At 57.3% G+C, this 21,755-nt stretch carries 23 protein-coding genes and 3 pseudogenes; 14 read left to right on the top strand and 12 right to left on the bottom strand.

From position 1 onward, the window contains the following. The first annotated feature begins 564 nt into the window (after positions 1–564). From OKC41_RS20170 to OKC41_RS20115, 11 genes are all read left to right on the top strand, one after another. Positions 565–876, top strand: coding sequence for a HigA family addiction module antitoxin (locus OKC41_RS20170; RefSeq protein ID WP_306414229.1), 312 nt, complete (start codon positions 565–567; stop codon positions 874–876). A 172-nt stretch (positions 877–1,048) separates the two neighbouring features. Beyond that, positions 1,049–2,428 carry a hypothetical protein gene (locus OKC41_RS20165; RefSeq protein ID WP_011191303.1) on the top strand — a complete coding sequence of 460 codons (1,380 nt, stop codon included), beginning with the start codon at positions 1,049–1,051 and terminating at the stop codon, positions 2,426–2,428. Between the two features lie 589 nt (positions 2,429–3,017). Next, complete coding sequence (locus OKC41_RS20160) at positions 3,018–3,296, top strand: hypothetical protein (protein ID WP_011191304.1); 279 nt, start codon at positions 3,018–3,020, stop codon at positions 3,294–3,296. Between the two features lie 110 nt (positions 3,297–3,406). Beyond that, complete coding sequence (locus OKC41_RS20155) at positions 3,407–3,832, top strand: antirestriction protein (RefSeq protein ID WP_011191305.1); 426 nt, start codon at positions 3,407–3,409, stop codon at positions 3,830–3,832. A gap of 127 nt (positions 3,833–3,959) precedes the next feature. Continuing rightward, a complete protein-coding gene (locus tag OKC41_RS20150) occupies positions 3,960–4,115 on the top strand; it encodes a hypothetical protein (RefSeq protein ID WP_011191306.1) in 156 nt (51 codons plus the stop codon). Between the two features lie 346 nt (positions 4,116–4,461). Next, the gene (locus tag OKC41_RS20140) at positions 4,462–5,529 is read left to right on the top strand and encodes a phosphoribosyltransferase (RefSeq protein WP_011191308.1); all 1,068 of its coding nucleotides are present in this window, start codon (positions 4,462–4,464) and stop codon (positions 5,527–5,529) included. 129 nt (positions 5,530–5,658) lie between these two features. Continuing rightward, positions 5,659–6,726 (top strand): DNA-binding protein, encoded by a 1,068-nt coding sequence (locus OKC41_RS20135; protein WP_011191309.1) that lies wholly within the window; start codon positions 5,659–5,661, stop codon positions 6,724–6,726. Between the two features lie 80 nt (positions 6,727–6,806). Beyond that, on the top strand, positions 6,807–7,118 hold the full coding sequence (locus OKC41_RS20130) for a TrfB-related DNA-binding protein (protein WP_012477883.1): 312 nt from the start codon (positions 6,807–6,809) through the stop codon (positions 7,116–7,118). Positions 7,119–7,122: 4 nt separating this feature from the next. Continuing rightward, complete coding sequence (locus tag OKC41_RS20125; protein ID WP_011191311.1) at positions 7,123–7,875, top strand: ParA family protein; 753 nt, start codon at positions 7,123–7,125, stop codon at positions 7,873–7,875. Then, entirely contained in the window at positions 7,872–9,173 is a 1,302-nt protein-coding gene (locus OKC41_RS20120) for a ParB/RepB/Spo0J family partition protein (protein ID WP_233735902.1), read from the top strand. The genes OKC41_RS20125 and OKC41_RS20120 overlap by 4 nt, the downstream gene beginning before the upstream one ends. Before the next feature lie 2 nt (positions 9,174–9,175). Continuing rightward, the gene (locus OKC41_RS20115) at positions 9,176–9,403 is read left to right on the top strand and encodes a hypothetical protein (RefSeq protein ID WP_012477884.1); all 228 of its coding nucleotides are present in this window, start codon (positions 9,176–9,178) and stop codon (positions 9,401–9,403) included. A 125-nt stretch (positions 9,404–9,528) separates the two neighbouring features. Here the strand turns inward: OKC41_RS20115 and OKC41_RS20110 are convergent, their stop codons facing one another. Together OKC41_RS20110 and OKC41_RS20105 are read right to left on the bottom strand one after the other, a co-directional pair. Beyond that, on the bottom strand, positions 9,529–10,260 hold the full coding sequence (locus tag OKC41_RS20110) for a SprT-like domain-containing protein (protein ID WP_011191314.1): 732 nt from the start codon (positions 10,258–10,260) through the stop codon (positions 9,529–9,531). 201 nt (positions 10,261–10,461) lie between these two features. Next, a pseudogene (locus OKC41_RS20105) lies at positions 10,462–10,752 on the bottom strand (recombinase family protein); the annotation flags it as partial. A gap of 392 nt (positions 10,753–11,144) precedes the next feature. On the opposite strand from OKC41_RS20105, the pseudogene OKC41_RS20100 reads away from it, so the two are divergent. Further along, positions 11,145–11,618, top strand: a pseudogene (locus OKC41_RS20100) (transposase); the annotation flags it as partial. A gap of 249 nt (positions 11,619–11,867) precedes the next feature. Here OKC41_RS20100 and OKC41_RS20095 read toward each other — a convergent pair. The 10 genes and pseudogenes from OKC41_RS20095 to OKC41_RS20055 all read right to left on the bottom strand — a co-directional run bounded on the left by OKC41_RS20095 (position 11,868) and on the right by OKC41_RS20055 (position 17,647). After that, positions 11,868–12,749: a carbapenem-hydrolyzing class A beta-lactamase KPC-2 gene (locus tag OKC41_RS20095; RefSeq protein WP_004199234.1), complete on the bottom strand. Its 882-nt coding sequence runs from the start codon at positions 12,747–12,749 to the stop codon at positions 11,868–11,870. A gap of 221 nt (positions 12,750–12,970) precedes the next feature. Next, positions 12,971–13,621: a class A beta-lactamase gene (gene bla, locus OKC41_RS20090; protein ID WP_045286946.1), complete on the bottom strand. Its 651-nt coding sequence runs from the start codon at positions 13,619–13,621 to the stop codon at positions 12,971–12,973. Between the two features lie 74 nt (positions 13,622–13,695). Further along, positions 13,696–14,337: pseudogene (locus tag OKC41_RS20085) on the bottom strand (IS481-like element ISKpn27 family transposase); the annotation flags it as partial. 169 nt (positions 14,338–14,506) lie between these two features. Beyond that, entirely contained in the window at positions 14,507–15,376 is an 870-nt protein-coding gene (locus OKC41_RS20080; RefSeq protein ID WP_223198360.1) for an HD-GYP domain-containing protein, read from the bottom strand. Positions 15,377–15,459: 83 nt separating this feature from the next. Further along, positions 15,460–15,759 (bottom strand): DUF3391 domain-containing protein, encoded by a 300-nt coding sequence (locus OKC41_RS21125; RefSeq protein WP_072185975.1) that lies wholly within the window; start codon positions 15,757–15,759, stop codon positions 15,460–15,462. A gap of 117 nt (positions 15,760–15,876) precedes the next feature. Beyond that, complete coding sequence (locus OKC41_RS20075; protein WP_001054412.1) at positions 15,877–16,257, bottom strand: hypothetical protein; 381 nt, start codon at positions 16,255–16,257, stop codon at positions 15,877–15,879. Further along, complete coding sequence (locus tag OKC41_RS20070; RefSeq protein WP_000091614.1) at positions 16,254–16,580, bottom strand: hypothetical protein; 327 nt, start codon at positions 16,578–16,580, stop codon at positions 16,254–16,256. The genes OKC41_RS20075 and OKC41_RS20070 overlap by 4 nt, the downstream gene beginning before the upstream one ends. A 23-nt stretch (positions 16,581–16,603) precedes the next feature. Beyond that, positions 16,604–16,939 (bottom strand): hypothetical protein, encoded by a 336-nt coding sequence (locus OKC41_RS20065; protein WP_000741275.1) that lies wholly within the window; start codon positions 16,937–16,939, stop codon positions 16,604–16,606. Positions 16,940–16,953: 14 nt separating this feature from the next. Beyond that, positions 16,954–17,289 (bottom strand): helix-turn-helix domain-containing protein, encoded by a 336-nt coding sequence (locus OKC41_RS20060; protein WP_001172026.1) that lies wholly within the window; start codon positions 17,287–17,289, stop codon positions 16,954–16,956. A 1-nt stretch (position 17,290) separates the two neighbouring features. Next, complete coding sequence (locus OKC41_RS20055; protein WP_000182276.1) at positions 17,291–17,647, bottom strand: type II toxin-antitoxin system RelE/ParE family toxin; 357 nt, start codon at positions 17,645–17,647, stop codon at positions 17,291–17,293. 191 nt (positions 17,648–17,838) lie between these two features. Between OKC41_RS20055 and OKC41_RS20050 the strand changes: the two genes are divergently transcribed. Together OKC41_RS20050 and OKC41_RS20045 are read left to right on the top strand one after the other, a co-directional pair. Beyond that, positions 17,839–18,441, top strand: a complete 603-nt coding sequence (locus OKC41_RS20050; protein WP_010465829.1) for a recombinase family protein — start codon at positions 17,839–17,841, stop codon at positions 18,439–18,441. Further along, the gene (locus tag OKC41_RS20045; protein WP_270672306.1) at positions 18,425–21,454 is read left to right on the top strand and encodes a Tn3 family transposase; all 3,030 of its coding nucleotides are present in this window, start codon (positions 18,425–18,427) and stop codon (positions 21,452–21,454) included. The genes OKC41_RS20050 and OKC41_RS20045 overlap by 17 nt, the downstream gene beginning before the upstream one ends. Positions 21,455–21,755 lie beyond the last annotated feature (301 nt).

The following is a 21,755-nucleotide window of genomic DNA, read 5'->3' as shown; positions in this document are numbered from 1 at the left end:
CCCCTATTACAGGCGGCAGCTCGACCAGGTGGCCAACTCACCAGGCACCGGCAGCAGCTCAACCAGGTGATCGCCTCGATGCGGTGAGACAAGTCCCTCCCCTATTACAGGCGGCAGCTCGACCAGGTGGCCAACGCACCAGGCACCGGCAGCAGCTCAACCAGGTGATCGCCTCGATGCGGTGAGACAAGTCCCTCCCCTATTACAGGCGGCAGCTCGACCAGGTGGCCAACTCACCAGGCACCGGCAGCAGCTCAACCAGGTGATCGCCTCGATGCGGTGAGACAAGTCCCTCCCCTATTACAGGCGGCAGCTCGACCAGGTGGCCAACGCACCAGGCACCGGCAGCAGCTCAACCAGGTGATCGCCTCGATGCGGTGAGACAAGTCCCTCCCCTATTACAGGCGGCAGCTCGACCAGGTGGCCAACTCACCAGGCACCGGCAGCAGCTCAACCAGGTGATCGCCTCAATGTTGTGAGACAAGTCCCTCCCCTATTACAGGGCGGGCCTGATCTATTGTTGAAGTTTACCAACTAGGTTACACTTCAAAACACATCATTCTGATGAGGGCTTATTACATGAACCAATCACGACCGGCCACACCTGGCCAGATACTTGAAAGGGAATTCTTGGCCCCGTACGGAATCACTCAAACAGACTTGGCCACCCATACCGGATGGACAAGAAAGCACGTTAATCAGCTATGTCGCGGGCGAGTGCCTGTTACAGTCGATAGCGCGTTTATCCTGGCAGCAGCTACACGAACAGAGCCGGAATACTGGCTAGGGCTGCAAAGTGCCGTGGATCTATGGGACGCAGAGAATGACGAGGCGTTGCGTAGTCGTCTAGGACAGGTGAGGCCGTTAGCGGCATAGAAAGGGAAAACCCCGGAAACCAACTTGGCGGGCGGTTTACCGGGGTCTAAATTTGGTGGCACTTTCGGTGAGCTTGGCGGCAACCGAGGTGCCGGAGCCTGGATAAGGCTAAGGGTTGCACCTCCTATTATAGCGGGAGTGTACCCCTTGGCAAGTTAGGGGTGCATCAATAATGGCGCAAGCTCAGTTGTCCTTGTTCGGTCAGAACGAGGCAGAAACATATCACGACACAAGCGCAAGGGGCTTTTTCTCGCTCCTGGTGCAATGGCCAACCGGCAAACGTCAATCCTCTTTCCCTCTTGAGCAGATGCCAACAGTCCTTAATGCTGTTGATCATCGTCTTGATACCTGGCTATCACAGGCCGAGTTTATGCGGCCAAACAGGCGAGTCGTGAACCTCCTTCGGATTGGTTTGTTATTCGCTGATCTCGATACCTACAAGATGCCCTGGGCTCAAGGTCGCAAGCCTGAAGAACTGGCGGCGGCCATCACGTACTTTTGCCAGTCTGAAGGCATACCGCAGCCATCCATCATGGTCTATTCAGGGCGTGGCATTCAGGCTAAATGGCTACTGGAAAGGCCAGTACCTCGCCAAGCCCTGCCCCGCTGGAATGCTTGCCAAACCCATCTAATCAACAAGCTGGCCGAGCTGGGCGCTGATCCAGGGGCAAAGGATGCAAGCCGAGTGCTTCGCCTGGTCAATACCGTGAATTCAAAGAGCGGGGCCGTGTGCCGTGTGGTTCACGTACTGGAAGAAGGGGGCTTACCCATTCGCTACAACTTCGAGTATCTGGCTGAAATGCTGTTGCCGGTGGCTCGCTGGGACATCGAGAAGCAAAAGGCGGAACGGCAGCAAGCCAGGCTGACGGTCGTTAATGGTGGCAAGGTCGGGAACCTGCGCACCTTCAGCGGTCGTCAACTGGCCTGGGACAGACTGGAAGACCTACGCAAGTTGGGCCAGCTCAGAGGCGGAATCAACGAAGGCGAGCGAATGAGGCATCTTTTCTGGCGTCTTAACTTTCTCCTTCTCTCTGGGGCGACAAACAGCGCCCAGATGTACCATGAGGCCGCCGCTCTTTCCTCCGAGCTGGATACTCGTTGGTCTTACCGCTCCAAAGAGCTTATGACGCTCTACAGCAAGGCGAAATCCTATGAGGCTGGGGAACGTGTCGAGTTCGGCGGAAAGTCGTTTGCACCGCTATACACGCCCAAAAACGACACGCTGATCAACCTATTCCAGATCTCACAGCAAGAACAAGAGCAACTGAAGACGATTATCAGCACTGACGAGGCTCAGAAGCGCCGCAGAGAGCGCGATAGACTGCGTGATGAAGAACGTCGCCGCGCCGCTGGCCAGCTTGAGCGTGAAGCCTATGAAGCCAACTCATTGAGCAGGCAAAAGCCCTGGGAGGCAATGGGCATGAGCCGGGCTAAATGGTATCGCCTGGGCAAGCCTTCACCTCAACAAAACAGTGAGACAAGTCCCTCCCCTATTACTAATGGCGAAGCCTCAGCCCCAGCGCTACAGGCGGCTAGGTGTAAAGCCGTTTAGATGGCTATTTCAAAGTGAGTGAGATTTTGTAACTGATGGCAGCCCTAGAGGCTGCTTTCTTTTGAGGGGTTAGCAGGCGTATAGCCATGCTGGATCTCAGTCTATCACTACCCGCTTAATCTTCCACCTTTAGATCAACTTGCCAGGCACCGGCAGCAGTTCGACCAGGTAGCCAAGTTCAGATCTGGACGCCAGAAGGAAATCAACCAGGTGGCCAACTCACCAGGCACCGGCAGCAGCTCGACCAGGTGGCCAAGTTCAGATCTGGACGCCAGAAGGAAATCAACCAGGTGGCCAACTCACCAGGCACCGGCAGCAGCTCGACCAGGTGGCCAAGTTCAGATCTGGACGCCAGAAGGAAATCAACCAGGTGGCCAACTCACCAGGCACCGGCAGCAGCTCGACCAGGTGGCCCATTTCGTACGTACGAAATCAGGCGACGCTATGCGAAATCTTGGCAGCAATCCCCCGTGACTACGTGATTTTTTTAACGTAGAGCGCGCTTTTTATTGCCAAGGTAGGCCATTTTGGCCTATAATCTTAATCAAGAAGACCGGGCACCCGCCACGGTCAATACCGGAGAACTCCGATGATCCACACAGCTAACCGCACCTTTCACCAACTCTATCGAGAATGGATACGCGAACGCCGCGAGCATATGCACAACGTTTTGACCTGGGAGCGTGATCGTTACGGTGCTCGTCTCGTCGGTCTGTTTTATCGTTACTGCAAGGTGGCCAACCCCTTTCCCCGTTGCACTCTGAATACTCGGATCAACTACCGCGCCCATGCGGTGAATCTGCCAGATTGGCCAGCCCGCAGCCTGGAGCTGAATAAAATGTGGCTCAGTTGGAGCGAAAAAAAGTAGGCCGATTTGGCCTATTTTTTATTGTACCCGCTTGACACAATAGGCCAAAATGGCCTATTATTTATCTCAGAAGGCCGGGCACCCGCCACGGTCAATACCGGAGAACTCCGATGATGCAAACAGAACTTAATCCCCTGATCTGCTCCCTGGTCGCCACCCCTCGCCGTATGGCTGCAATGCCTCGCCATGTAGGCCGCTTCTATGTGGTGTTCGAGTCGATGCTTTACCAGCAAATGAAAGGGCTCTGCCGCGAGTATCGCGGGGCTTATTGGCTTATGTGGGAGCTGTCGAACGGCGGCTTTTATATGGCTCCAGGGCGTCGTGATGAAATGCTGAACATCGAGGCTATGAACTACTTTAGTGGCCAAATGAGCGCCGATGCTGCCGGGATTACCGCTTGCCTCTACCTCTATAGCCATCTGTCATTTCACACGGAAGGCGCTGACCAGGAGCGGTTTTCAAGGCTGTATCACAGCTTGCGGGATTGGGCTTGTGAGCATGACGAAAAAGAGGCCATCTTGGCCGCAATAGACTAGCAACAGAAAGCCCCGGTGATGGCCGGGGCTCTTAAAGGAGGTGCATAGGTAGAAAAAGAAATGGTGCCCCTGGTATGGCTGCAACCAATCACAGGGGCTTTCACCGGTCAATTTGAGGATAAACGCGATGAATACGGATATTGTATCACTTGCAAAACACATTGGCGACGCTCTGACGGCCCGCCGCCCCGTTCATATGCCACGCATGAAGATGCGGGAGCTTGGCTTGCTCTTGGTTGAACTGAAGGCGTATCGGGAGGCCGCCGCGACCGTTTCCCATTGATGAAAAAGCCCCGGCATTGTCCGGGGCTATTTGAGGATTTATTGCATGATTAGACCTGAAACGCTTAGGCCGTTTGCTGAAGATTGGCAGGCTCCAACAGTCGATGAAATCAAAGAGGTGTTGGAGCTGATTAGGCAACGAAAAGGGCTTAGTAAGCCGCTCAGTGGTGTTGATGTTGCTGATCTAGTTGGTTTGCCTGGTGAGAGGGGCAGCGGAAAGGGAACCCGAACCTTCAGACGTTGGGTGAGCAAAACCAACCCTAGCCCTATTGCTTATGGTGCTTGGTCTATCTTGGCCCACCTGGCAGGTTTCGGGGCTATATGGGACGCTGACCGGGATTGAAACCATGACCGAACATAAGGCCGAACGTGCTCCCTGGGGAGACTTCCCGGCAGTAGTGAGGAACGGCGATCTAAAGGATCTCTCTAAAGAACCTGAATACGAAGCCGCCAAACATGGCGACCCTGCCGCCGCCTTGGCCATTGCCAGGCGTTTGATGAAACCGGAGACGGTCGATTCAGTGAAGGCCATGATAGGCGACCAGAAACCCAAGGTTGTGCCTGTCCTGGCTGTTGAGTCAGGGGGAAACAACAAGATCCCGTTAATGGCCGCGCATGTGCTCGCTGACCGTCTAGGGCTTGAGGTTGAATACAGCATTGTCCAAGCGGAAAAGGTCGGTCGTACAAACTCAAATGCTGATCATCGGCTGGCCATTAACCCGGCTTTTGTCGGGGAGGTCGAGCGTGACCAGCCTTATCTGATTGTCGATGATACGCTGGCGATGGGCGGCACCCTGGCCAGCTTGAGGGGCTACATTGAGAACAGAGGCGGCAAGGTCTTAGGGGCCGCTGTAATGACCGCTCACCCCGGATCGGTTGATATGCCTGTTAAGCCTCAAATGTTGGCAGCAATTGAGCAGAAGCACGGCAAGGCAATGGATGAATATTGGAGGTCTACATTTGGCTATGGAATCGAACAACTCACCCAAGGCGAAGCCGGACACCTCAGAAAAGCATTATCAGTTGACGCCATCAGAGATCGAATCACTGCGGCAAGAGATGCGGCAGGCTGGGGAATGGGCAAAAGCGGAGCTGAAGCGCCTGAACGCCCAGGAAAGCAAGAGTTAACGCCAGAACAGGCGAAGGCCGAAGACTTCAGGCAGCTATCAAACCAAGAGCTTCTGAAGAAGTATCCCGGCGATAAGGCGATCCAGGATGCCGCAAGCGTGTACGCTGTCGCGGATAAGTTCGCCCAGGTAAAAATTCAAGACGATGCAGAACGGGGGCGATTCGTTGACTCAGTAAGGGCGCGACTCGCTGATAACCTGGCCCTCGGGAAGGATAACCCAACCCCGAAGATTGCCGAGGCTGTAGAGCCCAAGCCCCGGAACCATGAAGACGATCTAGAGCGGTGAAGCCGCTACCCTGTCACCGACCCCGGCCATTGCGCCGGGTTTTTTTTGTTCGTTTTTCACTCCGTTGTATTGTATGTATTGTATGTATTGTATTAAAATACAATACATACAATACAGGGAGCCGAAGCCATGACCATGATTAAGCCTGAAATGAAAGAAAAGATCGTCCGAGCTGCTGAATCACTTCGATCTGAAGGGGTAGCAAAGCCAACAAATGAGCAGGTGCGCGAGCGCATGGGCGGCGGCTCTTTGTCTCATATCTCGCCGGTTATGCGTGAGTGGCGGGCCTCTCAAGAGCAATCGGACATTGTTGTAATTGAGCTGCCGGGGGAGCTGAAAGCCGGGTTTGATCGTGTGGCTGCCGAGTTGTGGCAGGTGGCTAGTAAATTGGCTGCTGCTGATATTGAAGCGGTTAAAGCTCATGCCGCCGAGCATGTGGCTATGGCAGATCAGGAGCGTGATGAAGCCCTGGACGAAGTGGCCCGCCTGGAAAGTGAACTAGATCGCTGTCGTGTTGCTGTGAGCGAAAAGGAGGCCGAGACTCGGGCCGCCCTCTCTGAAAAGATCACTATCGAGCAGAAGGCAATCGGCTTGGCTTCAGAGGTTGAGCGGCTGACTCAGGAACTCGCCGTTTGTCGCCAGTCTATCGAGTCGTTTACCTCTGATAATGCCACGCTCACCGCGAACCTGAAGGCGGCCAACCAGGAGATCGACAAGCTGGCCAAAGCCAACCAGGACAACCAGGGCAGCATCGAGGCGCTGAAGGAAGAACGGGCCACGCTCACCGCGAACCTGAAGGCAGCCAACCAGGAGATCGACAAGCTGGCCAAGGCCAACCAGGACAACCAGGGCAGCATCGAGGCGCTGAAGGAAGAACGGGCCACGCTCACCGCGAACCTGAAGGCGGCCAACCAGGAGATCGACAAGCTGGCCAAGGCCAACCAGGACAATCAGGGCAGCATCGAGGCGCTGAAGGAAGAACGGGCCACGCTCACCGCAAGCCTGAAGGCAGCCAACCAGGAGATCGGCAAGCTGGCCAAGGCCAACCAGGACAACCAGGGCAGCATCGAGGCGCTGAAGGAAGAACGGGCCACGCTCACCGCAAGCCTGAAGGCAGCCAACCAGGAGATCGACAAGTTGACTAAGCCAACAGCGAAACGCCAACAGAAAAAAGACGCAGCCGACACCAAAGAGTAACCCCTATCTATTGACGTAAACAGATAAAGTGTTATCTTTAAACGGCGGCCAAAATGGCCGCCTGTGATAGGGTGAAGGTCATGGCGCTGACCAACGAGGAATTTGAATCAGCACTAAAACACCTTCCCCGCCGCTTGGCTGCCAAGAATGTTGAGATCGCCAGGGCAATCCTGGTGCAGGGGCGGCGGCAGGTTGATTTAGTGAAAGAGTCCGGCCTAAGCCGTTCGGCGGTAGCGGCTTTGGTTAGGAAGGTGCGCCAAGCGCACGAAAAGCACGGCACCCCTCCGGCGGGCTGGGTACGTGTTTCGGTATGTGTGCCGGTCGATATGGCCCCAATAGTTAAGGCCATCGAGGATGAGGCATATAAACAGGCTAATAAACCAAAGGGTTGAGCATATGAAAATTGTTACTGTATCGAATCAAAAAGGTGGCGTTGGCAAGTCCACTACAGCGGTTCATCTGGCTATGGCGTTGCGCGAAAAGGGTATGCGTGTCGTCTTTGTTGACCTTGATCCGCAAGCGAACGCGACGAAGACCCTTACCGTATCCGGGAGCCCTGTAGCATTGGCCGCTAGTGCTCTTTTTGGCGTCGAGCCTTTCAGTCTGGCGGCGGGAGACGCTATTACCCTAATCGAGGCCGATCCCCTGATGGCTGATATGGAACGGGCTGATCCTGCCGTCCTAGCCAACTTTAAAAAGCAGGTGGCCACGCTGGCCAGCGAGTTTGATTTTTGCATCATCGACACCCCGCCGACTTTGGGCCTTCGCATGACTGCCGCCCTGATTGTGGCCAACTACGTGCTTTCCCCTATCGAGCTGGAAGAATACTCAATCGACGGGATCGAGAAGATGCTAAAAACCGTCTTCGGGGTAAAGAACAAGTGGAACCCGGATCTTAATTTCCTGGGTATGCTCCCCAACCGCTTCAATCCGCGCAGCGAAGCCCAACGGGAAACGCTCAAGCAACTGTTGAGCAAATATGCTCACCTGCTGATTGCCGCCAAGATTGGCATCCGTTCATCTATTCCCGAGGCGCTTTCTGAAGGTAAGCCGGTCTGGCATCTGAAGAAAACCGCAGCACGGGAGGCAGCTAAAGAGTTCCAGGAAGCCTTTAGCATTATCTTTGAAAAAATGGGGGTGGCTGAATGAGTGGTAAAGGGGCAGACCTCAGCGGGCTGGATTCGTTCAACCTGTCCGACCTGATGGGCGGGCCTGGTGCCGCGCCAGTAGAGGCGGCGGAACCAGAGAATAACAACCTGCTGATTCGTGAAGTACCGATCAGCAAAATCCATCCAGACCCTAACAACAGTCGCCAGCGAGTAGACCCGGCAAAAATCACCGAACTGGCTGACTCTATGAAGGCGGTCAGTAAGGTAACAGGCAAACAACGGGGGGTGAAAAACCCCCTTAGCCTGAAGCCTCACCCGGAGCTTGAAGGCGAGTTTATGATTAACGCCGGTTATCGGCGTTACCTGGCCGCACAGGAAGCGGGCCTTGATACCGTCCCGGCGTTTATCGACTCTGACGCCGACGAGTACGATAACGCCGTCGATAACATTCAACGGGAGGGGCTGACGGCCCTCGAAATGGCCCACTTCATCCAGCGTCAAATCGACAACGGAGACAAGAAATCAGAGATTGCCGGAAAGCTGGGTAAGCCCGCTTCGTTCGTGTCTGACCATATCAGCTTTTTCGAGTTGCCGGATTGCATTCGTGAGCTGTACGACTCGGGCCGATGCGTGTCCGTTCAAGCCTTGGCTATCCTGCATCGTTCATTCAAGAACTACCCCGACGAGGTGGAAACCTATTGCATCGAAAGCATGGTTGCCGAGGATGGGGACGAACTGACAACGGCAGACGTTCGCCGCTTCTGTAATGACCTGAAGAACCCGAGCACGGAGCCGGACAGTGACGACCAGGGCGGCGCAGGCTTGCCAGGTGCAGACGGCGACAAAGAGCCGGACAGTGACGACCAGGGCGGCGCAGGCTGGCCAGGTGCAGGCGGCGACAAAGAGCCGGACAGTGACGACCAGGGCGGCGCAGGCTGGCCAGGTGCAGGCGGCGACAAAGAGCCGGACAGTGACGACCAGGGCGGCGCAGGCTGGCCAGGTGCAGGCGGCGACAAGGAGCCGGACAGTGACGACCAAGGCGGCACAGGCTGGCCAGGTGAAGGCGATAAGGACAAGCAACAGCCGTTGACCATCGACGGTGCCCCGATTGGCGGGGGCGGGCCGGATGCGGCGGCTAATGCCCTGCTGAACGCTGACGAGCAACAAGGCAAAATCAAGAAGCCGATCATTCAGGTGCGCTATGACGAGCGACCGGCTCGCCTGTTGTCCAGTCGCCGCGCTGCATATGGTTTGGGCTGGCTGAAGTACGACGACGACGGGGAAGAAATCGAAGTTGATCTGAACCAAGTTCAGCTTGTTGCTGTTATCGAGGGCTGACCATGACGGCAAAAGCGAAAACCTACTTTGCCGCTGCTGTTGCCGTTGGAGTGCTGTTGTTGTTCGCGGCCTATCCATTGCTGAAGGACAGTCAAACCCTGTTGGCCTGGCTGGCCATTATTGCAACGGTGGCCGTGCTTGTGCTGGCGGTGCCGTCGAGAATAGGCCGCAGCTTTTACCAGGCGACGTTAGCCGCCTGGCGCAAGCTGGCAAATGGCGGGAACAACTGAAGTCACAGAACGAACAAGGGGGCCAAAATCGGCCCCCTTACTTTTGGCGTTTAATCTAGCCCTTGGGGCGTGGTGAACTAGCGAAGTCTGTTCACCACGAACCGAGGGCCGACAAGCGAAGCGCGTCAGTTAGCGGCCTCAAAAGCCGTGTCACAGTCTCCGCATAGGACGTTTAGGCCAGGCTTGCCCCAAATGTTCGCCTGGCAGAGCGGGCAAGTATATTTTTCCCGATTCGACTTATTCGGGCGCTCCCCTGGCTCAAATGTGATTTCTCCATCCTCAACAGAGATCCCAGCCAGCCCCATGATAGAAAGATCCCCGGCCATTTCATCGGTGGTGCCGTTGGCGATTGCTGCCATCAGCTTTTCACGACTGGGGAAGCGATCCATCCAACTGATCCGATAGTCATCCGTCATCAGGCTTTCATATGCTTCCAAGAAGCGCCCGCCCTCAATGGCATAATCCGCCATCTTGTCGCCGGTTCGTGCTCCACCAGGTGCGCCGGTGCTGCTTGGCATTAGTCCGATAGCTTCCATGAAGTCGGCCCATTCCTTGTTGTGATAGCCACGCCGCCCAGGCTTGCCGAAATGGTGCTGCCATAGGTGGCACATTTCGTGGCAAAGCGTTTGCATAATTTCTTCGGGGGGGCATACGGCGAAGTAAGCCGGATTCATGGCGATTTCGTCCGTCCGGGTTCCTTGGGAGTTAACGAACCTCTCCGGGCTGAAATAGCCATAGGTTTGTTTTTCTCGTTGGAGGGTGATCAGGCAATCGGGCAGGACACCATCAAACAGCTCGTTGTTAAAGTGATCATATGCCCGCTGTAGTTCGTCGTAAGCCTGCAATGTTGGTTTCATCTAGTGCCCTGCTCCGTGTATTGGATTGCACAATCTATAACCATTATGCGGCAGCCTTTTGGATTGCACAATCCAAAGTTAGGGGAAGCCGACGAGCCAGGGAGCCCCGCGACCTGGTGAGCCTGGCCGAAGGCCAAAAGCCACTGCAAAACCGAAAAATTTCGTACGTACGAAAAAACATGGGGGGGTTAGAACTAGGGCAGTGAACACCAGGCCCTCCTTCAGGAACTCGATGCGCACGCCGCGCTGAGTCAGCTTCTGTACCAAGCGACGCAGGTCATCGAGGTTGCGGGCCAGCCGATCCATGCTGTGCACCACCACTGTATCGCCTTCGCGGACGAAGCTCAGCAGCGCTTCGAGCTGGGGGCGCTGGGTGTCCTTGCCCGATGCCTTGTCGGTGAACACCTTGCTCACCTGGGTTTGTTCCAGCTGGCGTTCCGGGTTCTGGTCAAAGCTGCTGACCCGGACGTAGCCGATGCGGTGCCCCTGCACGATGTCTCCTTGGTTGAAGGCGGCTTAAGTGCACTTTCTGTTCCGTTGTGCCTCAAAGCCCATTTCTGTCAGGCTGAAATCTATAACCTTCGCGGGCATGTGTCAAAAAATGGGAAAGCAGACTCTATTCTGACGAAGCGGCGCGGCCCTGCCTGACATCAAGTTAGGGTATAGCCTAGATTGACATGCGCGATGCAACCCTTAACTTGCTTGCACCTATCGTTTCCATGCTAGCTTTATCGTAACGCTAAGGAAGCTCTGAAAAAGCCCATGTTTCGCGAAATCACCGCTCTGTAACCCGCATGGTTGCTGGGATGCATTTCTCGAGCGGGGGCTTTTTCAGACCTTCCTTAGCTTAGCGTACGATTTTTTCCGAATTCTGCGGTTCCCCCTACAACGGGTACACAGCGGTCGATGCCGAGCACCAGATCATCGTGGCGGCGGAGTTGACCAACTGCGCCGCGGACAGTCAGGCGCTGCTGGGCATGCTGGCAGCAGTTCAGGCCAACACCGGAGAAATGCCGGCCCAGACGCTGGCGGATGCGGGATTCCGTAGTGAGGCTGTTCTGGCAAAGGTCGCCGATCACCACGGCGATGTCATCGTTGCCCTCGGCCGCGAGGGACGTGAAGATGCCAAGGTCAATGCCAAGACCCATCCGCATACGGCGGCGATTGCGGCGAAATTGAAAACGGAGCAAGGCGATGCAGCTTACCGCCGGCGCAAGTCGATCGTGGAGGCTCCGAATGGTTGGATCAAGGCGGTGATGGGATTGCGTCAGTTCAGCATGAGGGGCCTGGACAAGGTGCAAGCCGAGTGGAAGCTCGTCTGCATGGCGCTAAATCTGAGGCGAATGGCGTATCTGTGAGGGCGAAGGTTAAATGGGGCGGCTCAAATGCACCCCAGTCGTCATAACACGCCGCGCGCCGCAAGATTGGTATCCTTGGCGCCGACGCCTTGCCAATTGCAGAGAGCGCCGCCGCCATCGTCAGTGCTCTACAGAAAACCGGTCACACGGCTCTGCCGCGCAGACTCCTAGCCTAAATGTGACAGTGGTTGGTAATCCATGCCGCCCGCAAGGGCGGCGGTGGTGGGCCAATAGATGATTTTCAGAGCCTTACTGCCCGTTGACGCCCAATCCCTCGAGCGCGAGTCTAGCCGCAGCGGCGATGACGGCCTCGCTGTGCTTGTCATCCTTGTTAGGCGCCCGGGTGTAGACGGCCAACACAATAGGTGCGCGCCCAGTGGGCCAGACGACGGCATAGTCATTTGCCGTGCCATACACTCCGCAGGTTCCGGTTTTGTCTCCGACTGCCCAGTCTGCCGGCACCGCCGCGCGGATGCGGTGGTTGCCGGTCGTGTTTCCCTTTAGCCAATCAACAAACTGCTGCCGCTGCGGCGCAGCCAGTGCAGAGCCCAGTGTCAGTTTTTGTAAGCTTTCCGTCACGGCGCGCGGCGATGAGGTATCGCGCGCATCGCCTGGGATGGCGGAGTTCAGCTCCAGCTCCCAGCGGTCCAGACGGAACGTGGTATCGCCGATAGAGCGCATGAAGGCCGTCAGCCCGGCCGGGCCGCCCAACTCCTTCAGCAACAAATTGGCGGCGGCGTTATCACTGTATTGCACGGCGGCCGCGGACAGCTCCGCCACCGTCATGCCTGTTGTCAGATATTTTTCCGAGATGGGTGACCACGGAACCAGCGCATTTTTGCCGTAACGGATGGGTGTGTCCAGCAAGCCGGCCTGCTGCTGGCTGCGAGCCAGCACAGCGGCAGCAAGAAAGCCCTTGAATGAGCTGCACAGTGGGAAGCGCTCCTCAGCGCGGTAACTTACAGTTGCGCCTGAGCCGGTATCCATCGCGTACACACCGATGGAGCCGCCAAAGTCCTGTTCGAGTTTAGCGAATGGTTCCGCGACGAGGTTGGTCAGCGCGGTGGCAGAAAAGCCAGCCAGCGGCCATGAGAGACAAGACAGCAGAACTAGACGGCGATACAGTGACATCAACGATATTCCTTGTTTGAAGGTGGAGCTAGGTGTAGCGGCCGGATGTAATCAGGCCGCTACAGCTGGGATTAGGGGTCTGACGCTCAGTGGAACGAAAACTCACGTTAAGGGATTTTGGTCATGAGATTATCAAAAAGGATCTTCACCTAGATCCTTTTAAATTAAAAATGAAGTTTTAAATCAATCTAAAGTATATATGAGTAAACTTGGTCTGACAGTTACCAATGCTTAATCAGTGAGGCACCTATCTCAGCGATCTGTCTATTTCGTTCATCCATAGTTGCCTGACTCCCCGTCGTGTAGATAACTACGATACGGGAGGGCTTACCATCTGGCCCCAGTGCTGCAATGATACCGCGAGACCCACGCTCACCGGCTCCAGATTTATCAGCAATAAACCAGCCAGCCGGAAGGGCCGAGCGCAGAAGTGGTCCTGTAACTTTATCCGCCTCCATCCAGTCTATTAATTGTTGCCGGGAAGCTAGAGTAAGTAGTTCGCCAGTTAATAGTTTGCGCAACGTTGTTGCCATTGCTGCAGGCATCGTGGTGTCACGCTCGTCGTTTGGTATGGCTTCATTCAGCTCCGGTTCCCAACGATCAAGGCGAGTTACATGATCCCCCATGTTGTGCAAAAAAGCGGTTAGCTCCTTCGGTCCTCCGATCGTTGTCAGAAGTAAGTTGGCCGCAGTGTTATCACTCATGGTTATGGCAGCACTGCATAATTCTCTTACTGTCATGCCATCCGTAAGATGCTTTTCTGTGACTGGTGAGTACTCAACCAAGTCATTTTTCAATATTATTGAAGCATTTATCAGGGTTATTGTCTCATGAGCGGATACATATTTGAATGTATTTAGAAAAATAAACAAATAGGGGTTCCGCGCACATTTCCCCGAAAAGTGCCACCTGACGTCTAAGAAACCATTATTATCATGACATTAACCTATATGTCAAGACCCGGCTGGTTATACACGCGTTTCCTGAACAATTCAGGGCGTTTTTCATGCCATTCCTTGAGCGCCTGAACGGGTGTTTTGTGTTGGAGCGCGCGTTGCGGAATGCTGTGGTTGTAGATCTTGACGTAATTGCGCAGCGTCGATTCCAGTTCGGCAGCTGAACCAAAACGGGTCTGGTTGACGATGTCGCTGATACGACCGTTGAAGCGCTCCACCATGCCGTTGGTCTGCGGATGACGAGGCGGGATGAGCCGGTGCTCGATGCCGAGCTGCTTGCACAGGCGGTCGAACACGTGTGTGCCGCTGGGTTCCTTCTTCTTGCCGCCAGCCGTGAAGCGGTCGGTGAACTGGCTGCCGTTGTCGGTCAGAAGCTTGACGATCTTGACGGGACAGGCTTGCTGGACTTTGTTGAGGAAGTCGCCACTGCTGCCATCGGTCTGGTCGGCATAGAGCTCGATGAAGACCCAGCGCGTAGCACGGTCGATGGCAACGAAGAGATAGCGCCTTGCCGTCTCGTCGGGCATCTGCGGCAGGTACTTGATGTCGATGTGCACAAAGCCCGGCTCGTAGTCCTTGAAGGTCTTTTTCGTGGCGGGCGCAGTGCCTTCCTGCTCGACCAGGTTACGTAGATGGGGATGTAAGCCGGAACCCCAGAAATTTCCGTCACCCTAGTTGGGTGGGCTCAACACTCGTGTCACCAGCTACCTTCTGGAGAATCGAGCTCGGCCATCCCTCCCTGGACGGGCATCGCTCGACGATGTTCAACGGCTCCCTCACGGGGCCGTCGTTTTGTGGGGGCTATTCCATCCACAAGTCGTCGAGGTTCTTGAAGTTCCAGAGCGTCGGGTCTTCGGGGCCAGTGATACTGTCCTTGCAACTCGTGGCCGCCAGGTCGATGGTCTGCATCGGGATCGGCTCTCTCGAGCGTAGCGAGAAGAACACGCGAACCTTGGGAGTCAGCAGTGATTCCATTCCCGGCTCAACGACAACGGCCAGACGCTGAGAGGACAGGCGAACCAAGGAGCCGACGGGGTAGATGCCCACGGCCTTGACGAAGGCGTGGAAGATGCGTTTGTCGAAATGGCCCTCCCACTTGGCCATCTGCCGCATCGCCGCGGACGGGTCCCACGGCTTTTTGTAGGCTCGCTCCGACGTCACGGCATCATAGACGTCGCAGATTGCGCCCATGCGGGCCAGGAGTGAAATGGCGTCACCGGCCAAGCGATCCGGGTAGCCGGTTCCGTCGATCTTCTCGTGATGGTGCAGGGCAATGTCCACCACCCCGGGCTCGGCCCCGCCTGCGCGCAGCATCTTTGCGCCCTCCACAGGGTGGCGCTTCATGATGGCGAACTCGGCATCGGTGAGCTTGCCTGGTTTGTTAAGCACTTCCAGCGGCATCGCGGCCTTGCCTAGGTCGTGCATCAGTCCGCCGATGCCAGCCAGGCGCGTTTGCTCCTCGTCTAGATCGAGATGCCGGGCCAGCGATAGCATCAGGGCGCAGACGGCAACCGAGTGCAGGTAGGTGTAATCGTCGTGCGTTTTGATGCGTGCGACGCTGATGAGGGCATGAGGTTGGCGCAGCACCGAGGCAGCGATTTCTCCGACCAGCGGCAACGTCGTGCTTGGGTCGACGGCCTTGCCAAGCCGGGCTTCCTGGAACATGTCCATGACTTGGGACTTGGCCGCAAGACAGAGTTTCCGTGCATAACACATTTCGCTCTCCATTGAGGTTGCGCCGTCACTTTTCTTGCTTAGTGGACTAGACGGCAGAGATTGCTCCTCCGACAATTCTCTGGGCTCTGGGCTCTGGGCTCTGGGCTCTGGGCTCTGGGCTCTGGGCTCTCTGGGCTCTCTGGGCTCTCTGGGTCGACTTGGCTTTTGGCCAAGTCGACCCAGACCTCCCCGACGCCACATTCTCGAATGGCAGAGAGATCCTGAGGCTCGGTCAGCAGGAAGCTGCCGCGCCAGAATGGGTGTCGAAACCAAGAGCCGGCGAGCTTGTGGATGTACATGCCGAGACGAAGCTCGGATACGGGAATGCGTTTTACCAACTTATTTTCCTTTCTGAGTTGGGTGGTTAGGCGTGCGCCGAGGCTGGCACCCAGCGGTAGAGCGGAGGTAAGGTCACGCCAAGATTCTTGGATCAGCCGGAACCGCCGAAATTTCCGTCAGCCGATCAACATGGCTTTGTCTCGCGCTCGGTCGATGCGTTCCTGCATCGCCTGCATGACTTCTTCGTGGGTGTACGACTTGGCGTTGGGGTCGTCGGCCTCTCGGAGAGCTTCCTCGACCTCGCGGGTCATCCGCGCATATTCTTCCGGCCACAGCGCTTGCTCCATGCGCAGCGACGCCTGCCCAAGCAGGTGCAGCAGGCCGAACAGCCGCATGTCATTGGTGGCGACGACGTGCTCTCGAATCCGCTCCTGGATCACCTCGCAGGCCCGATGCGCCTCTGGCGTCGCCGTGCCCTCGTAGCCGGCTGGGAGTTCTGCTTCTTCAGCGATTCGCGCCCAAGCGATAGCCAGCGCCTCGATGGTGGACAGGTTCATTTGCTCATCCACTTGCGCAGCAGACGCTTTTTCAGGGAGGCGCGCTCTTGCGGATTGCGTCCCTTGTGGTTGGCAATGCGATCCGCCGTGGCGGCCTGGCGCTTGATGGGCCAGTAGGAGCGGCCATCCTTACCCATCGACCAGACGTTGCTGACCTGGTTTTCCAGTAGAGGCAGATGGGCGCATAGAGCTTCCGGCGACGCGCTGGCCAGCGCGGTGCGCTCGTGGGTTCGCCAGCGCTGATGCCAGAGTTTCTTGTCCTCGCGCTCGCTACGGCAGGTCGTGTGCCCAACGATGGGCGTTTTGCGGCGGCTGCGGCTCATGATGTGGTTGTCTCCAAGAACATTCAGGACAGGCTTTCTGGGTAGAGCGCCGTCAACCGGGACAGGGTTTCTTGCACTTGTTCCAGCGAGGTCATCAGATGATCAACCTGATCCTGAAGATCCACGGCGAGATCAAATAGCTCAGCCACTCGGCTGCGTGATCCCTCGTTGAACGCGGCCATTGCCAGTTGATGCAGCTTCAACAGGTCGGTGCGCAGTTGCGGAGGTGCGCCGTCTGCGCTGTCATTCAAATCGCCGCGCAGCACGTCCACGGCATCGACTGCACGCAGCAGTGCCGTGGTATCGAAATTCTCGGGAGTCAGTTCGTCCCATTCGTCGTCGGTGATGCGGGCTGCCATCAGGAGAGCTCCGATTAAGCGGTTGCGAGCGTTAGATGCCCGATCGGCTCGGCTGCTGGCCGTACCTTGATTTCGATGTCGTAGCCGAGGCGATTCAGACAATCCATCAGCTTGCGTTCGGATAGATTGGTGAAGTCGCCGCGCATCATGCCCGACACCTTCGGTTGCGGGATGCCCATGCGTTTGGCCGCCGCTTGTTGAGTCAGCCCAAGGGCGCGCATGGCCCTCCTGATCTCGACCACCAGGCCGGTCTTGATCTTGAGCTTTTCAGCGTCAGGCAGTCCAAGGTCGGCAAAGACGTTGCCCGAGCTGCGCTGAACCTCGACGCCTTCAATGATTCGTTTTTGCATTTCATAGCTCCTGTGCCAATACCTCGGCCACCTTCAGCCGAGCGCGGATGATGTCCATGTCGGCCTTTGGCGTGGCGATTCCGCTCTTGCTCTTCTTCTGGAAGCAGTGCAGGACGAACACCGCTTCCGCAAACTTGACCGTGTATACCGCTCGATAGGTGCCGCCGGCATCGTCTTCGACGACCTTCAGCACGCCGGCACCACCGAACCCCTTGAGCTCCTTTGCTGCGTCATCCTGATCGCCTATCTGCGCCAACGAGAGCGCGTAACCGAAACGGCGACGCACGTCGGACGGCAACGCCATCAAATCCTTGTGGCTGCTCGCGATCCATTCGAGCGGTTTTTCTTTGTTTGTCATGACGGAATTTTATACCTGTTCAGGTAATGATGTAAACGCGGCAACCTCAAGGAGGTGTCGTAAAACATTTGTTTTGCGACAGGCTGTCAGCCGCCGCTGTGCTACCTGTGCAACACCCCCTCAAAAATGTACGGAAAACTCTATCGCTATTCACTATTATGCGGAAACCTGTTTTTGATGGTTATCCGCCTATGTTGGTTGGCTACATGCGCGTGTCGTCGGACTCCGACCGCCAGAGCACGGACTTGCAGCGCGACGCGCTGCTCGCCGCCGGCGTCGATCCGCGTCACCTGTTTGAGGATCGTGCCTCTGGCGCGAAGGATGACCGTGCCGGCTTGGCGCGGGCGCTTGAGTTCGTTCGAGCCGGCGATGTGCTGGTGGTGTGGAAACTCGACCGGCTCGGTCGCTCGCTGTCGCACCTGCTCGCCATTGTGACTTCGCTCAAGGACAAGCGGGTGGCGTTCCGCTCGCTGACAGAGAACCTGGACACTACGACGCCCTCGGGCGAATTCCTGTTCCAGGTGTTCGGTGCGCTCGCGCAGTACGAGCGCGCCTTGATTCAGGAGCGCGTCGTCGCGGGCTTGGCCGCCGCACGCAAACGCGGCCGGATCGGCGGCCGGCCGCAGGCGATCACTGGTGAGAAGCTGGACGCCATCGTCGCCGCGCTCGATGGCGGCATGTCTAAGGCGGCGGTGTGCCGCAACTTCAATGTCAAGCGCACTACGTTGATCGAAACATTGACGCGAGCAGGTTGGCGTGGTGCGGGAAGGACGGTCGATGAGCAACAAGAATAAGCTACTCACCGTCTTTTCTGACGCAGAGCAGGAAGCCTTGTACGGCCTACCGGACTTCGACGATGCTCAGCGGCTGGAATACCTGGCGTTGACCGAATCTGAACTGGCGTTCGCCAGCAGCCGGCCTAGCCTGCAGGCCCAAGTCTATTGCGTCTTGCAGATCGGCTACTTCAAGGCCAAGCATGCTTTCTTCCGCTTCGATTGGCATGAGGTCGAGGACGATTGCGCCTTCGTGCTGAGTCGCTATTTCCACGGCGAAGCGTTCGAACGCAAGGCGATCACCAAGCATGAGCACTACAGCCAGAGGGGTCAGATCGCCGAACTGTTCGGCTACCGGTCGTGGGCGGCTAGCTTCCTGCCGCAACTGGCACAGCAGGCTGAACAGATCGTGCGGCGCGACGTAATGCCAGGATTCGTGGCCGCCGAACTGATCGTTTGGCTCAGCGAGCACAAAATCATCCGGCCCGGCCACACCACCTTACAAGAGCTGGTCAGTGAAGCCCTGTCCACCGAACGCAGGCGCTTGGGCGGCTTGCTGGCAGAAGTGTTGGACGAATCGGCCAAAGCTGCGCTGGGCCAGCTCCTGGTGCGTGACGACACCCTGTCTCAACTGGCAGCGCTCAAGCAGGACGCTAAAGATTTTGGCTGGCGTCAGATGGCAGGGGAGCGCGAGAAGCGCGCCACGCTGAAGTCCTTGCACGGGATCGCCAAGGCGCTGCTGCCCAAGCTCGGCATCTCGCAGCAGAACCTGCTGTACTACGCGAGCCTGGCGAACTTCTATACCGTCCATGACCTGCGCCACCTGAAGGCGGAGCAGACCCGGCTCTACCTGCTGTGCTATGCCTGGGTACGTTACCGGCAGCTCACCGACAACCTGGTCGACGCGATGGCCTTCCACATGAAAAAACTTGAGGACGAGAGCCGCACGGGTGCGAAACAGTCCTTTGTCGCCGAACAGCTGCGACGCCATCAGGAAACGCCGCAGGTTGGCCGCCTGCTGTCGCTGTACGTGGACGACAGCGTGGCCGATCCGACGCCGTTCGGCGAGGTGCGCCAACGCGCCTACAAAATCATGTCCAGGGAATTGCTGCAAAACACGGCGCAGCGCATGAGCGTCAAGCCACTGAACAAACTGGCGCTGCACTGGCAGGCGGTGGACGGCCTGGCCGAACGCATTCGACGCCATCTACGGCCGCTGTACGTCGCGCTCGACTTCGCCGGCACGGCCCCCGATAACCCATGGCTCGCGGCGCTGACTTGGGCCAAGAGCGTGTTCGCCAAGCAGCAGCGCCTATCACAACGGCCACTCGACGAATGTCCGGCGGCAACGCTGCCGAAACGCTTGCGTCCGTACCTGCTGATGTTCGATGCCGAAGGCACGCCGACAGGCCTGCATGCCGATCGTTACGAATTCTGGCTTTACCGTCAGGTCAGGAAACGCTTCCAGGCGGGCGAGCTCTACATTGACGATAGCTTGCAGCACCGGCATTTGTCCGACGAGTTGGTTTCGATGGACGAGAAAGCCGCCGTGCTCGCGCAGATGGACATCCCCTTCCTGCGGCAGCCGGTCAGTGCCCAGCTCGATGCACTGGCGACCGAGTTGCGTGCGCAATGGGTGGCGTTCAATCGCGAGCTGAAACAGGGCAAGCTGACGCACCTGGAATACGACAAGGACACGCAGAGACTGACCTGGCGCAAGCCCAAGGGGGAGAACCAGAAGGCGCGCGAGCAAGCTCTCTACGAGCAACTGCCATGCTGCGATGTCGCCGACGTGTTTCGCTTCGTCAACGGCCAGTGCCAGTTCCTGTCGGCGCTGACACCATTGCAGCCACGCTATGCGAAGAAGGTAGCCGACGCCGACAGTCTGATGGCGGTGATCATTGCCCAAGCCATGAACCACGGCAACCAGGTTATGGCACGTACCAGCGACATCCCGTACCACGTCCTGGAGAGTACCTACCAGCAGTACCTGCGCCAGGCGACGCTACATGTGGCCAACGATTGCATCAGCAACGCCATCGCCGCACTGCCGATCTTCCCGCATTACTCGTTCGACCTCGATTCGTTGTACGGTGCCGTTGATGGGCAGAAATTCGGCGTCGAGCGACCAACTGTGAAGGCGCGCTACTCGCGCAAATATTTCGGCCGCGGCAAGGGCGTCGTCGCCTACACGCTGCTGTGCAATCACGTGCCGTTGAACGGCTACCTGATAGGCGCACACGAGTACGAGGCTCACCACGTGTTCGACATCTGGTACCGCAACACGTCGGACATCGTGCCGAGCGCGATCACCGGCGACATGCACAGCATCAACAAGGCCAACTTCGCCATCCTGCACTGGTTCGGACTTCGTTTCGAGCCGCGCTTCACCGACCTCGACGACCAGTTGCAGGAGCTGTATTGCGCCGATGATCTGGCATTGTACGAGAAATGCCTGATCCGGCCGGCTGGCCAGATCGACCGGCAACTCATCGTCGGTGAGAAGGCGAACATCGACCGAATCGTCGCCACACTGGGCCTGAAGGAAATGACGCAGGGCACGCTGATCCGCAAGCTGTGCACCTATACGGCGCCGAACCCGACGCGGCGCGCAATCTTCGAGTTCGACAAGCTCATCCGCAGTATCTACACACTGCGCTACCTGCGCGACCCGCAACTGGAGCGTAATGTTCACCGCTCGCAGAACCGCATTGAGTCCTATCACCAGCTACGCTCGACCATCGCCCAAGTCGGTGGGAAGAAGGAATTGACCGGCCGCACCGACATCGAAATCGAGATCAGCAACCAGTGCGCCAGGCTGATCGGCAACGCGATCATCTTCTACAACTCGGCGATCCTGTCCCTGCTGCTGACGAAGTACGAGGCAGCTGGCAATGCCAAGGCGCTGGCGTTGATCACGCAGATGTCGCCAGCGGCCTGGCGGCACATCCTGCTGAACGGGCATTACACCTTCCAGACTGACGGCAAGTTCATCGACCTGGATGCGCTCGTGGCGGGACTGGAGCTGGGCTGACGGAAATTTCTGGGATTCCGGCGTACAACCCCTATTACAGGCGGCAGCTCGACCAGGTGGCCAACTCACCAGGCACCGGCAGCAGCTCAACCAGGTGATCGCCTCGATGCGGTGAGACAAGTCCCTCCCCTATTACAGGCGGCAGCTCGACCAGGTGGCCAACGCACCAGGCACCGGCAGCAGCTCAACCAGGTGATCGCCTCGATGCGGTGAGACAAGTCCCTCCCCTATTACAGGCGGCAGCTCGACCAGGTGGCCAACTCACCAGGCACCGGCAGCAGCTCAACCAGGTGATCGCCTC

The sequence above is a fragment of the Aeromonas sp. QDB17 genome (assembly GCF_027705305.1).
Taxonomy (GTDB): Bacteria; Pseudomonadota; Gammaproteobacteria; order Enterobacterales; family Aeromonadaceae; genus Aeromonas; species Aeromonas caviae.
Note: the sequence above shows the minus strand (reverse complement) of the source record. Positions and strands in the feature narration are given on the sequence as shown.